Raw genomic sequence first — 14,057 nt, forward strand, 5'->3', positions numbered from 1 at the left:
ATCTTTGTCCCCGATTATGAGACGAATCTTACTATTATATATACTACTTTCCGTCATAGGATTGACAACAGCCCACGCACAGTTCGATAATGGTCGGCAGCGAGTGGACGAAAACGGATACGACCAATACGGCAATCAGATAGACCCTTCCATGATTCCGGACAGACTGGATAGTGCAAACGTCGAAGTCAAAGGATTGCCCCCTACACTCTATATGTGGCGTATCAAGAATCAATTGGGCGACCGGACAATCATTCCGGCAGACACCGCCTACCATCATTTTCAGAATACGAATCTCACGGAAGGAGTGACCGGACATTACAATTACCTTGCCAATTTGGGCTCTCCCCGTATGTCGCGCATCTTCTTCGACCGCCGCGACGCGGAACCGACCATCTTCATGGAGCCTTTCTCCAGTTTCTTTGTCCGCCCCACGGAGTTTAACTTTACAAACAGCAACGTGCCTTACACCAATCTGACCTACCACAAGGCGGGCAGCAAGATAAATGGGGAGGAACGTTTCAAATCTTACTTTTCCGTCAACGCCAACAAAAAACTGGCTTTCGGCTTCAACATCGACTATCTGTACGGAAGAGGATACTACAACAACCAGAACACCGCCTATTTCAACGCCGCCATCTTCGGCAGTTATATCGGCGACAAGTATCAGATGCAGACCATCTACAGCAACAACTATCTGAAAACAAACGAGAACGGTGGTATCGAGGACGACCGGTACATCACCGCCCCCGAAGAGATGGCACAGGGACAAAGGGAATACGAATCGACCAATATCCCGACCAGGCTGAGCGCCACGACCAACCGCAACCATGGCTTCTACGTATTCCTTACCCACCGCTACAACTTAGGATTCCAGCGCGACCTGCCCAAAGCGGAGAACGACACGATGCCTGCCAAGCAGGAGTTCGTTCCGGTCACCAGTTTTATACATACCCTACAGGTAGAGCGGGCGCGGCACACTTTCAACTCCAGCGACGATATGCGGAGTAAGAACTACTATCAGAATACTTATCTTGCCCCCGATAGTCCGATTGTTCACGACAGCACCACATACGTAGGTATCAAAAACACGGTCGGTATCGCCCTGCTCGAAGGTTTCAACAAATATGCCAAAGCCGGACTGACTGCTTATGCTTCCTACAAAATAAGCAAGTACACCCTGATGAATATGAATGGCAACCCGTTGCCCGACAAGTATAATGAGAACGAAATATTCGTGGGTGGCGAACTTTCCAAACGTGAAGGAAATGTGCTTCATTATCATGCTATCGGCGAAGTGGGGCTGGCGGGAGAAGCTATCGGACAATTCAACGTAAAGGGAGACATCGACCTCAACTTCCCTTTGTGGAAAGATACGGTAAGCCTCATAGCCCGCGGGGAGGTAAGCAATAAATTAGCACCGTTCTATATGCGCCATTATCACTCCAAACATTTCCTGTGGGACAACAACATGGACAAAGAATTCCGTACCCGCATCGAAGGTGAGCTGAGCATTGCCCGTTGGAAGACACGATTGAGAGCAGGAGTGGAAAATATCAAGAACTACACATATTTCAACCAGCAGGCAACACCCGAACAGAAAAACGGAAGCCTGCAAGTTTTGTCGGCAAGTCTTAACCAGGACTTCAAACTCGGAATATTCCACTTGGACAATGAGGTAGTCTGGCAGAAATGCAGCGACCAGACGGTACTTCCCTTGCCCGATATTTCTTTGTATCACAACTTTTATATGCAGTTCAAGTTGGCAAAAAAAGTACTTAGCGTGCAGTTGGGCGCCGATGTGCGATACTTCACCAAATACAATGCGCCTGCATATACACCCGCCATCCAGAATTTCCATCTGCAAGCGGCAGACGACCAGGTAGAAATCGGCGGTTATCCGATTGTGAACGTCTACGCAAACCTGCACTTGAAGCGCACACGTTTCTATGTAATGATGTATCACGTGAACCAGGGTATGAGCAGATCGAATTATTTCCTGTCGCCCCACTACCCTATCAACCCACGCATACTAAAATTCGGTCTTTCGTGGAATTTCTATGATTAATAAAACGCTTACGGCTTATGGAGAGACGCCCCAAACTGAGACTGTTCAGATATTTAGTACCTGTCGTTATTATATCGGCAGTCCTCTTTTTCGTACGCCGATGCGACAGAAAAGAGAATCCGCCGGGACAACCGCGCGACTACGCAGCCATTGCCCAAGAAGGAATCCTGCGTGTAGCCACCGAATACAATTCGACCAGTTTCTACGTAGACGGCGACACCATCTCTGGTTTCCACTATGACCTGATAGAAGCCTTTGCCCGCAACAAAGGGCTGAAAGCCGAGATAACCCCTCTCATGAGTTTTGAAGAACGGCTGGAAGGATTGGCGGAAGGACGTTTCGATGTTATCGCTTTCAGTATATTAGCTACCAGCGAACTCAAAGATTCCTTGCTTCTCACTACGCCCGTCGCACTCAACAAACAAGTATTGGTGCAACGAAAGGCAACCGAAGAAAACGATTCGCTCTATATCCGCAGCCAACTGGATTTGGCTCAACGCACGCTTCATGTCGTAAAAGGTTCTCCTTCTATCCTGCGTATCCGCAATTTGGGAAATGAAATCGGCGACACTATTTATATAAAGGAGATAGAAAAATATGGTTCCGAACAACTGATATCACTGGTAGCTCACGGAGATATCGACTATGCCGTCTGTGACGAAAGCATCGCACGGGTAGTTGCAGATTCTTTGCCACAGATAGACATTCATACAGCCGTCAGCTTTACGCAGTTCTATTCGTGGGCGGTCAGCAAGCAGTCGCCCGCCCTGCTCGACAGTTTGAATACGTGGCTGGACAAATTCCAGAAAGAAAAGGAGTACCAAAAGATTTACAGGAAATACTACCCCCGATAAAGTTGCTCTTGACAAAAAATAACTTTATCTTTGGGACTTGTAAAAAAACAGGTACAACAGGTAATCATAATTATGAGTGAAAAGATAATCAAATGGGGCTTTATCGGATGCGGAGAGGTGACCAAGACAAAAAGCGGTCCTGCTTTCCAAAAAGTAGCACATTCGGAGGTCGTAGCGGTAATGAGCCGCGACGGCGCGAAAGCCAAAGCATATGCCAAAGAAAGAGGTATCAAAAAATGGTATGATGATGCACAGGAATTGATAGACGATGAGGAGGTAAATGCCATATACATCGCCACTCCCCCTTCTTCGCACGCCACGTACGCCATTATGGCGATGAAAGCAGGCAAGCCCGCCTATATCGAAAAGCCGATGGCGGTCACCTACGAAGAGTGCTGCCGCATCAACCGCATCTCCAATGAAACGGGCGTTCCCTGTTTCGTTGCTTACTACCGCCGATACCTTCCTTACTTTCAGAAAGTAAAGGAGTTGGTAGAGAACGGAACTATCGGCAATGTCATCAATGTACAGATTCGTTTCGCCCAACCGCCGCGCGATTTGGACTACAACCGTGAGAATCTTCCCTGGCGCGTACAGGCGGATATTGCCGGAGGAGGCTACTTCTACGACCTCGCCCCGCATCAGATTGATTTGTTGCAGGATATGTTCGGTTGTATCCTCGAAGCGAGCGGATACAAAAGCAATCGCGGCGGACTCTATCCCGCCGAAGATACTCTGAGTGCCTGTTTCCAGTTCGACAACGGATTGGTAGGTAGCGGTTCCTGGTGTTTCGTCGCCCACGATTCCGCCCGCGAAGACCGCATAGAAATTATCGGTGACAAGGGGATGATTTGTTTCTCCGTCTTTACTTACGAACCTATCGGGCTGCACACCGAAAAAGGACGCGAGGAAATCCGCATCGACAACCCCGAACACGTGCAGCAACCTCTTATCCAAGCCGTGGTAGACCATCTGTTGGGCAAGTCCGTTTGTTCTTGCGACGGCGAAAGTGCCACGCTGACCAATTGGGTAATGGACAAGATTCTCGGAAAACTCTGAAAAAAGTCTCCTTCCAATCTTTATCAAGATACGGAAAGTGTCGGCCAGTTTGCATGATACAGCAATTTGCCGGCACTTTTTTTCGTACAGATAGAAAAAAAGTATCTTTCCGATGTCACGCTTTTCTTCTTTCCACCGTCTTATCTGTGTAAATGGAACTCAAGCAATTTAAAATAACCGTCCTGCCTCTTCGCGACAAGCTATTGAACTATGCCCGAAGATTGACCGAGGATTCTTCGGATGCCGAAGATGTCGTGCAAGAGGTCATGCTGAAGTTATGGAACCAGCGCCACAAACTCGATAAATACCGAAACGTGGAAGCCGTAGCCATGACGATGACGCATCATCTTTGCATGGATATGTGGCGCTCAAGGCGTCCGGATGCGATACCGCTCGAACAGATACAGGCGACGGCAACGACAGGGACACCCGAACGGCTGCTCGAAGAAAAGGATACCTGCAAACTGATGCAAGAGATTATCGACTCCTTGCCCACCCTGCAACGGATGATTATCCGCATGAAGGACATCGAAGAGTACGAAACGGAAGAAATTGCGGAGATAACCGGATGCAATGCGGAAGCTATCCGCAGCAATCTTTCGAGAGCACGCAAGAAAGTGAGAGATATCTATTTGCACACCATACAAGAACGAAAAAGGAGGAATGATGTATGAAGAACAATATAGAAGAATTGCTGAACAAATATTTTGAGGGTGAAACCACTTGCGAGGAGGAACGCCAACTGCGCCGTTTCTTTGCCAAAGGGTTTGTGCCGGAACACCTTGAGGTATACCGTCCAATGTTTGCCTTCTTTGGTAAAAAGCGAAAGCCGCTCAGGTATTATCTGACTTACAGCTTAGGCACAGTAGCAGCCACTTTCTTATTGGCAATCGGTGTATCGGGCGTTTACCGTCATCTGTCTCCTGCGGTGTCAAGCTATGTCATCATCGACGGCCAACAATATACTGATGCCGTTTTAGTCCGTGAACAGGCGAAAGCCGCTTTCCACGACGTCAGTTTCAGTGAAGAGGATGTGTTCGTCACTTTATTTGAGTAATAATATAAAAAACATAAGAATATGATGAATAGACCCATTCGTACCACCGTCCTGTTTGTCCTCCTGCTTACCTTCACCGCCCGTGCGGCCGCCCAGCAAGGACTACAGATTGCTACCGTCTTTCAGAAATACGGAAAGCAGAAAGGAGTGACTATGGTAGAGTTGTCCAAAGAAGTGCTGGACGCCTACCGGATGAATCTCTACAAAAGTCTTGTGTTCAAGGATGCGGAAGAGGCAATGCCCACTATCCTACGCTCTCTTGAAACCGACAAGAAGAAGGCCAAGAAGGTGAAAGAGGTTGTCTCCGGCGGGCAAATCCAGTCGGGCTATTACCAACTGCCGCAACTCAAGGAGGACGTCAACCGATTCATTCTCTTCAAAACAGGAAAGAAAGGTGCTGCCACCCTTATTTATATCGAAGGAGAGTTGGATGCCGATGACTTAGTTACCATGCTATTTATGAAAAAAGAATAAGAACACATTAAAAAAATATCCATGAAACAGTTATTATTACTACTGTGCATAATCGCCCCAATGGGCCTTATGGCGCAAAATGAGAATCTCGCCCAAGACACGACTCTCTATCTCAACGGGAGAAAAATAGTTATCAAAGAGCAGAACGACCAAATAAAGGTGAAACTCTACGAAAGCATTTCAGAAGGCGATACCATCGCCAACACAAAAATCTTTGAAGGTGTCTATCTAAACGGACGGAGTATGGAAAGCCGCACAGTACTCGATGCACTTCCTTTCGCTAAACACAACAAAAAGAAATACCGTTTCGAACCTCACGCCGGAGGACTTTATATGGGCTATACGCAACTGTCGAACGGCTTTGCTTCTTTCAGTCCTTCCAACCGCATCAACCTGAACACTGCCCACTCCTGGGAAATAGGCGGCAATCTGTTCACCGGCTATCATGCCTTTGCCCCGACTTACAACTGGGGAGTTACCATCGGATTGGGATGGGGTTACCGCAGCATCCGCCTGGACGATAACCATGCTTTCCGCAAGATAGACGGTATCACTCAAATCTATCCCGGCGAAGCGGCCGAAGAACCGGTCACATATAGCAAAAGCCGTTTGCGCCATTTCTATTTCCGCATCCCTCTTTCCATCGAATGGCAGACGAAAATCAATAATGGAGGACCATTGTTCTTTGCAGTCGGCCCCGAGGCGGAGATTCGTCACGGAGTAAAATCGAAAGGAAAGGAAAACGGCATCAAAAAGACTTTCGACAAGGGACTGAACGTACGGCCATTGGGAATCAATGTATTGGCACAAGTCGGTTACGCCGATTTAGGAGTTTATATGCGTTACTCCACTTACGGACTTTTTGAGAAGGACAAAGGTCCCGAACTTTACCCGTTCTCTTTCGGTATCTGCTGGTACTGGTAATTGTCAGAAGCACGCTATTGTATATTGTTAGTTTTTTTCTACTTTTGTAAAAAGAGAGCGTAGAATAAAACTAACAATATATTTTTTGTGCCATGACCAAAGAAGAACTGATGCGGAAAGCCATCGAGCTTTCGAAGGAAAACATCGAAAATGGCGGAGGCCCTTTTGGTGCCGTCATCGCCACCAAAGAGGGAGAGATAGTTGCAACGGGCGTAAACCGTGTCACTGCTTCGTGCGACCCCACCGCACACGCCGAAGTGAGTGCCATCCGTGCCGCCGCTGCGAAACTGGGAACATTCAATCTTAGCGGATACGAAATCTATACTTCGTGCGAACCATGCCCGATGTGTTTGGGAGCTATCTACTGGGCGCGATTGGATAGGATGTATTACGGCAACAATAAAACCGATGCCAAGAATATCGGCTTCGATGACTCTTTCATTTATGACGAACTGGAACTAAAACCGGAAGAGAGGAAACTTCCCTCGGAAATCCTGTTGCACCAAGAAGCCCTCACGGCCTTCAAAACCTGGGCAGACAAGGATGATAAGATAGTTTATTAAAGAGCTAAAAGAAAGATAGTGATAAAATTATCCCCGGAAACGCTGTAGACACTCAGCATTCCGGGGATTCATTTACACACAAAAGTTATTATATAGATATTGAAAACTGTTTCTTCGGGAGAAGGGGTTAGAAGCGCATACCCAAAGTCAATAACACTTGGCTACGAGTATTGGTTACCTTCGTTGCCGGAGCAGTCACCATCGTCCATTCGTTGGAATTCAGTTCAAACTCATTATAAAACGGATAGAAGTCTTCTTTGTAGGTAGACAACTGATAGGCTAAGTCAGCATAGAACATCTTTCCCCGATATCCGATTCCCAACGTGTAGTTATTCTGCGATTTCTTATTGGAGAAATCGGTATCAGTAATCAGTGAATTGGAAGGAATATACTTCACAGCTTCATTCTTAAACATTGCCGAACTGTAATTATATCCTAAGCGGAAAGCAAACTGCGGAACGACCTTATACTCCGCACCGATACGGAACGTATGTTCGCCTTTCAGGCAATTCTTCACTTCAGCATTCTCAAACTCCATATCACCGCCACCCTCGTTGCCGGAATACTTGAACTTCATTGTGGAATAATCCTCATACTCATATTCGGCTCCTAAAGCCAAAGAACTACCCACAGTATATCCCAGACTGACATTATATTTCCACGGTGTCACCAAGCGATAGTCACGCTGCATATCACCTACATAGTCATATGTATCCACCATGATGCGTTTCAATTCGTCGGTTTCGAAGTCTCTGTAATCATTGGTGACTATCGCGCTGGTGGTATATGTCAAGTTGTAAAAAGTCGGCGTATGCACCGCAAGTCCTATACGGAACGGAGAATACTCAAAAGGACGAAGTATCAATCCCATTTTCACATCAAATCCGTGACCGATCATTTTGTTGTAACTTTCGAGCGAATATCCCTCTCCCCTGTCATAAGATTCATCATATCCGGAATATTTGTTATAGTCCACGTCATACGAACCGACGGTCAATCCCAAGTAAACACGGTCGTTGATATTGAAAGAGACATTAAAATCATACTCGGAAATCCCTCCCTTTTCTCTCGAATCAAAAGCAGAAGAAGGCTCTACGGGTAAGAAAGGAATGTATAAATCCGGTTCATTGTCCAACCGGTCTCTTTCCGTCAATCCCCCCAGGTAACCCAAAGCGCCCAACCAGCCGGCATTCGGGTTTGAAAGTACTTTTTTGGCTTCCCCGAAATCAAGATGCTCTCTGGAGTTGTCCCACACATACCGTTCGGCATCAGTTGCCTGCAACGCCATCGAATTGGTCTGAGAGACATAATACGGTGCGTCCGGTTCAAGCGGATTTTCAACAATTCCCATCATTCCTGCCATTGACATATTCTTATAAAATGACTTCGAACGCTTATAGTTAAATCCGAAATTCACATAACGCAACGGTGTCCGGTTGCCTATTTTAGTTGCAAAGACAACTCCCACATTATCAAAGGCCCATCTGTTCTTGTTGATACTGAATTTATTGCCTTCGTAATTGCTCTCCATTCCATGAGCGGAATAACTGAACGAGGTTGCCACATCATGACTCCGGTAGATACCGATACCAGCAGGGTTAGTTCCCATCGTAGTGATATCCCCGCCCAATGCACCCATTGCACCACCCATCCCCACAAAACGGGCAGTACCGTTCAAATCTTTGTCTGTTATCTTGGCACCATCGTATACCGACTGTGCCGTGGCAGTTCCTACTACCAGAGACAGAGCATATATAAATGTTGTAATCTTCTTCATATTCTCAATTTATCATGTTAATACTACTTCTATTATCTTCTGCTACTTCTGCTGGAAGAACCGCCACCCGAACGGGAAGAACTGCTACCACCTCCCGAATAGCTGCTGCCACTCGAACGGGAACTGCTGCTGGCAGGAGAATAACTTCTGGAGGAAGAGGACGACGACCGACTGCTATTATAGTTGCTGTTACGGTTGTTGTTATCTCTTGAATAAGTGCGCAACGGTGAAGTGGAACCGCTACGAGTGGAAGTACGGGTAGAGGTGCGTGAACCCGACACGCTGCTGCGCGTACTACTTGGACGCGTATAGGTACTTCTTCTGGTAGAGGAAGCATCCGAACGGGTAACTCCCGGACGCGTGGACTCGCTTCTCGAACCGACTACACGTCCTGTCGAAACACGGCTTCCAGAAGGCACACTGGTGGTTCTGCGTACCTGCGAACGGCTGTAGTCCGAACGGCGGGAAATAGAAGAATTGTATCTGCCCGGAGCATACGAACGGCGATTGGTATAGGAATTGTTCGCCCAGTAGTTGCCACCGCCCCATCCCCAACCGTGAGTAGGCCAATGGTGGTGATGATGTCCCCAATATCCGCCGTGCCAGCCGCCCCAATAACCCGGGTAATATCCCCATGCATAGTAAGGACGATTCCATCCCCAACCATAGTTCCATCCCCAATTATAGGAGCCGTAGCGCCAATCCCACCAAAGCGGATTGCTGAACGTAGGGAATACATAAGCATACATACCATCGGTATATACATTCCAGTTCCAGGAGTTGGGACCATAGACCATATCCCAGTAGAGCGGGCTGCTGATACTGACGGCAAAACGCGGATTGCGGAAACGAATGATACGCTCCGCATATTCGTAGTCTTCCTGCGTGCCGTTGAACTCACCGGTCACCCATTCGCCATCCAAATCCGGATTGGCTTTTTCCTTAATATACAACGTGTCGTTGTCCATCACGAATTCATTATCGAGTGCATCGTAACGGCGGTTATATTCATCTACATCTCTCGTCCTTCCCTTGCGGTCTTTCACCACTACGGTAGTGCCAGGTGAGGTATAGATATTGGTCACCTGTTTCGTCGGTTCCTTCCTCACCGGAGTCTCTTTTTTCTCCTGTTTGTTTTTGGAAGGTACAAAGTAAAGGTCGTCATCAACACTTTGTGCCATCAATCCTATCGGGAGACACAAGGCAAGCAACCAGAAGCAAACAATCTTTTTCATATCATCTCGGTTTATGTAATTACTTAAACTTATTCACGTTACAAAGATAAGGAAGAGATTCCTTGCCGTGGGAAGATTTTCCCCAAAGCATGATAGGGAAATCCCTATTTCTCCGTATCTTTGCAGCATATTCATCAGAAAAGAGAACAATTATGAAGTATTTTGAGTTCACGTTTCACACACATCCTTGCACCGAAATTGTCAACGATGTGTTGGCTGCCGTGCTCGACGAAGTCGGATTCGAGAGTTTTGTTGACTGTGAAAGCGGACTGACCGCATACATCCAGCAGACATTGTGCGACGAAACAGCCGTCAAAGCCGCCATCACCGAATTTCCCCTACCCGACACGACAATCACCTACACGTATGCGGAAGCAGAAGACAAGGACTGGAACGAGGAATGGGAAAAGAATTTCTTCCAGCCGATTATTATCGGCAACCGTTGTGTGATTCACAGCACTTTCCACCGGGATGTTCCTCAGGCGGAATACGACATCGTCATCAACCCGCAAATGGCTTTCGGAACCGGACACCACGAAACCACAAGCCTTATCATTGAAGAACTATTGGATAGCGAGTTGGAAGGCAAATCACTGCTCGATATGGGTTGTGGTACTTCGATTCTTGCCATCCTTGCACGCATGAGAGGGGCACGCCCGTGCACAGCCATCGACATCGACGATTGGTGCGTACGGAATTCCATCGAGAATATCGACCTGAATCAGGTAGACGACATCGCCGTATCGCAAGGAGATGCTTCGGCACTTGCCGGGAAGGAAGGGATGTTTGATGTTATCATAGCTAATATCAACCGGAATATTCTGCTGAACGACATGAAGCATTATGTCTCTTGTATGCGGAAGGGAGCTACATTGTATATGAGCGGATTTTATGTAGACGATATCGCAGCCATCCGCGAGGAAGCGGAAAAGAACGGACTGACCTTTATCCACCATAAAGAAAAGAACCGCTGGGCAGCGGTGAAATTCAGACATCAGGTTTAACAATTATGCAGGCACGCTCGTACCAATACAGTGACACGGGCGTGCCAACGTATGGAAACAACCTTATCTAAGGAAGATTTTCATTGAATTGTAAGGCCACGAAGTTCTTCCAACGTACCATTAAAGACATTCAGGTCAACATCTTCTGTGATACCAGGCACACTCCCTACGTCCGTATGCTGCCAAAAATCCCATCTGCCCCGATACTTCACAGAGTCGACATAATAATGGGCAATCCAATAAGGATATGCATCAAAGATGGCATCGTCCAAATAACGAGTCTTGAATTTATAGGAAGTATAAAGAATCGGCTTCACTCCGTAATGGTTCTCTACACGGTCAAGCCAGCGTTTGATGTCTTGCTGCAACTCCTCCTTTTTCTTTCGTCCGGTCACTTCCACGTCAAGCACGGGCGGCAAATCACCGGTCTCCAACTTTACCGTGCGGATAAAGAAATCCGCCTGTTTCAAAGCGTCCGTACTCGGAATGTAGAAATGATAGGCGCCACGGATAAAGCCATGATTACGGGCATTGGCAAAGTTTGCCGAGAAAGTCGTATCGCCGTGGTCGCCCCCTTCTGTTGCTTTCATAAAGACGAAATGCAACGGCGAAGATGTTTCTCTGTTCTGCCGAAGCCTCAACCAGTCTATTTTTCCCTGATAATGTGAAATATCAATACCGTGAATGTCATATCCTGCCGGAATGCAGACTCCGTATTCTTTCAATCCGTGGCAAGGACGCCAACGGTAAGCATAGGGGCGGATAAAGAAATAATAAAAAACAAGAGAAAAACAGCCGACCATCATCAACGCCAACACATTGCGGAGCCAAACAGGCATGACACGGCTATGCTGTTTCGCCTGTACCTTTCTTGGGGTACGGGAAGATTTGGAAGAGGAAACCGTCGCCTTCTTCCTGCTTGTGGCGGAAGCCGTTTTTTTCTTCTGCACGACAGATATCGGGTTGTTGCGTGGCGGCATTTGTTTCAACGATAGGTATTTTAGAGATAGGCACGAATTATGCTGTATTCATCCGCATAATCCGTGCCCGAGAAATATTCATGCACCTGTTGTCTCACAACTATGCTGAAATTATCTTATTTTGCTTGTTCCAGTTGCAAAGTCTTCGTTGCCTGGTCGCAAACTTCGGTAGGACCAAAGTACTGAATCGGACCCGGATATACATAATCCGTTTCGATAGCCCAACGGTCGCGCTGTGCAGCGAATGCTTTGAAGGGAGCACCGTCCAATTTCACCAAAGCCTTCTGGATAACCGGTTTCATTTCACCGTGACGACGTTCCATATTCATCATCATCGTGATGGGCACACCGCCTGCAATCCATTCGGCAGCAGGAGCAGTCGTATTGCGTACAGATGACATATATCCTGTCTTTCCGTCGGCAATCAGCATAGAAGCTGTGTAACCCAACGAGTAGCAGTAGTCAGCATCGAAGTTTGACGGAGCAGCGCAACGGCCTTCGTAACCGAAGAAGTGGTGCTGAGCAGCAAACTTACCTACATACTTGCCTTCTTCCTTCCATGCAGCCAACTTGGTAGCTACCATTTCAGACAACAGTTTTTCGGTTTCAATCAGTGATACCTGTACGTTTCCATGCGGGTCGCGGTCGAGCGTCAACTGACGTGCTACGCCTTCAGGCAGACTTGCATAGATTGCGGAATTCTCCGGAGAGAGTTTGCGGATGATATAATCGCGTTGGTGAGACTTCTTGATTTGAGCAAATTCTTCTGCGTTAGCAGCCAGGAAGTCGTTCAGTTCGGCAATCAGACGTTTCATAGCGGGAATGAACTCTACCAATCCTTCCGGAATCAATACTGTACCGAAGTTATTGCTCTGTGCAGCACGGTCTGCCACAATCTTAGCGATGTAAGTCACTACATCGTCCAAAGACATATCTTTTTCCTCTACTTCTTCGGACACGATGCATACGTTGGGCTGTACCTGCAAAGCACATTCCAGTGCGATGTGAGAAGCCGAACGACCCATCAGTTTGATGAAGTGCCAGTATTTGCGTGCAGAATTACAGTCGCGTTGGATGTTACCGATTACTTCCGCATACGTCTTGCAGGCAGTATCGAAACCGAATGATGTTTCAATCATTTCGTTCTTCAAGTCGCCGTCAATGGTTTTCGGGCAACCGATTACCTGTACGCCGTAGTTCTTGGCTGCATAGTATTCAGCCAATACGCAAGCATTTGTATTGGAGTCATCGCCACCAATGATAACCAGTGCTTTGATACCCAATTCCTTAATGATTTCGTATCCTTTTTCAAACTGTTCTTCCTTTTCCAGCTTCGTACGGCCCGAACCGATGATATCAAAACCACCTGTGTTGCGGTATTCATCGATGATATCGGCAGTCAGTTCTACATAATTATGGTCTACCAAACCGCCGGGTCCTAAGATGAAACCATACAGTTTGCTGTCTGCATTCAGTTTCTTGATACCGTCGAACAAACCGGAGATTACGTTGTGACCGCCCGGAGCTTGTCCGCCAGACAGGATTACACCTACATTGATAGCGGGAAGAGAGACAGCTTCGCCTGCTTCGAATGTAATCAACGGCATTCCATACGTGTTGGGGAACAATGCTTTGATAGCTTCCTGATCGGCTACCGACTGCGTAGCATCACCTGCTACTACTTTAACGGCTCCTGAAGCCAATGCTTTCGGAAGTTTGGGCTGATAGGCAGCCCTTGCGATTTGCAATGCACTTTTAGTCATTTTCTTTAATTTTTTATTTAAAGGTGTTAGTAAGTTTCTTGCCTAACTTAAAAAGCGTTGCAAATTTCGCACTTTTTTCCGAATTACGAAAGAAGGCAATGAACTTTTATTTCGGATACGTACAACGTTGTCAGTTGCAATCATTGATACATATTCTTTCTATGGTTGCTCCTCTCACCTCCTGTGCTACATACAGAAAGGTATCCGAAAGACAGAAAGAAGAATAGAATTCATGAGGAAGAACATAAGTAGCTATATGCTCCATCTCATTGTCAACCGATAATTTCAGAATGGTATTG

The 14,057-nt window shown here is 47.0% G+C and carries 13 protein-coding genes; 9 read left to right on the plus strand and 4 right to left on the minus strand.

What is annotated here, in order from left to right:
• Positions 1 to 16: 16 nt before the first annotated feature.
• The 8 genes from QZ331_RS07675 to QZ331_RS07710 all read left to right on the plus strand — a co-directional run bounded on the left by QZ331_RS07675 (position 17) and on the right by QZ331_RS07710 (position 6,999).
• Positions 17 to 2,068, plus strand: a complete 2,052-nt coding sequence (locus QZ331_RS07675) for a putative porin (RefSeq protein ID WP_294629344.1) — start codon at positions 17 to 19, stop codon at positions 2,066 to 2,068.
• Positions 2,069 to 2,085: 17 nt separating this feature from the next.
• Positions 2,086 to 2,922 (plus strand): transporter substrate-binding domain-containing protein, encoded by an 837-nt coding sequence (locus QZ331_RS07680; RefSeq protein ID WP_294629345.1) that lies wholly within the window; start codon positions 2,086 to 2,088, stop codon positions 2,920 to 2,922.
• Between the two features lie 72 nt (positions 2,923 to 2,994).
• The gene (locus QZ331_RS07685) at positions 2,995 to 3,981 is read left to right on the plus strand and encodes a Gfo/Idh/MocA family oxidoreductase (protein WP_294629346.1); all 987 of its coding nucleotides are present in this window, start codon (positions 2,995 to 2,997) and stop codon (positions 3,979 to 3,981) included.
• 152 nt (positions 3,982 to 4,133) lie between these two features.
• Complete coding sequence (locus QZ331_RS07690) at positions 4,134 to 4,655, plus strand: sigma-70 family RNA polymerase sigma factor (protein WP_294629347.1); 522 nt, start codon at positions 4,134 to 4,136, stop codon at positions 4,653 to 4,655.
• The gene (locus QZ331_RS07695) at positions 4,652 to 5,038 is read left to right on the plus strand and encodes a hypothetical protein (RefSeq protein ID WP_294629348.1); all 387 of its coding nucleotides are present in this window, start codon (positions 4,652 to 4,654) and stop codon (positions 5,036 to 5,038) included. The genes QZ331_RS07690 and QZ331_RS07695 overlap by 4 nt, the downstream gene beginning before the upstream one ends.
• Positions 5,039 to 5,062: 24 nt before the next feature.
• Positions 5,063 to 5,512: a DUF6108 family protein gene (locus QZ331_RS07700; RefSeq protein ID WP_294629355.1), complete on the plus strand. Its 450-nt coding sequence runs from the start codon at positions 5,063 to 5,065 to the stop codon at positions 5,510 to 5,512.
• A gap of 21 nt (positions 5,513 to 5,533) precedes the next feature.
• A complete protein-coding gene (locus tag QZ331_RS07705) occupies positions 5,534 to 6,436 on the plus strand; it encodes a hypothetical protein (RefSeq protein WP_294629349.1) in 903 nt (300 codons plus the stop codon).
• A gap of 92 nt (positions 6,437 to 6,528) precedes the next feature.
• The gene (locus tag QZ331_RS07710; RefSeq protein WP_294629350.1) at positions 6,529 to 6,999 is read left to right on the plus strand and encodes a nucleoside deaminase; all 471 of its coding nucleotides are present in this window, start codon (positions 6,529 to 6,531) and stop codon (positions 6,997 to 6,999) included.
• 127 nt (positions 7,000 to 7,126) lie between these two features.
• Here QZ331_RS07710 and QZ331_RS07715 read toward each other — a convergent pair whose 3' ends face one another.
• Together QZ331_RS07715 and QZ331_RS07720 are read right to left on the minus strand one after the other, a co-directional pair.
• Positions 7,127 to 8,776: a TonB-dependent receptor gene (locus tag QZ331_RS07715; RefSeq protein WP_294629351.1), complete on the minus strand. Its 1,650-nt coding sequence runs from the start codon at positions 8,774 to 8,776 to the stop codon at positions 7,127 to 7,129.
• Between the two features lie 32 nt (positions 8,777 to 8,808).
• Positions 8,809 to 10,011, minus strand: coding sequence for a hypothetical protein (locus QZ331_RS07720; RefSeq protein ID WP_294629352.1), 1,203 nt, complete (start codon positions 10,009 to 10,011; stop codon positions 8,809 to 8,811).
• A gap of 152 nt (positions 10,012 to 10,163) precedes the next feature.
• On the opposite strand from QZ331_RS07720, the gene prmA reads away from it, so the two are divergent.
• Positions 10,164 to 11,015 (plus strand): 50S ribosomal protein L11 methyltransferase, encoded by an 852-nt coding sequence (gene prmA / locus QZ331_RS07725; RefSeq protein ID WP_294629353.1) that lies wholly within the window; start codon positions 10,164 to 10,166, stop codon positions 11,013 to 11,015.
• Positions 11,016 to 11,095: 80 nt separating this feature from the next.
• Here the strand turns inward: prmA and QZ331_RS07730 are convergent, their stop codons facing one another.
• Both QZ331_RS07730 and QZ331_RS07735 read right to left on the minus strand, forming a co-directional pair.
• Positions 11,096 to 11,995 (minus strand): GH25 family lysozyme, encoded by a 900-nt coding sequence (locus tag QZ331_RS07730; protein ID WP_294629356.1) that lies wholly within the window; start codon positions 11,993 to 11,995, stop codon positions 11,096 to 11,098.
• 116 nt (positions 11,996 to 12,111) lie between these two features.
• Entirely contained in the window at positions 12,112 to 13,758 is a 1,647-nt protein-coding gene (locus tag QZ331_RS07735) for a diphosphate--fructose-6-phosphate 1-phosphotransferase (RefSeq protein ID WP_294629354.1), read from the minus strand.
• Between the last annotated feature and the right edge of the window lie 299 nt (positions 13,759 to 14,057).

Origin of the sequence: uncultured Bacteroides sp., from assembly GCF_910586915.1 — a bacterium.
In the GTDB taxonomy this organism is placed as follows: Bacteria; Bacteroidota; Bacteroidia; order Bacteroidales; family Bacteroidaceae; genus Bacteroides.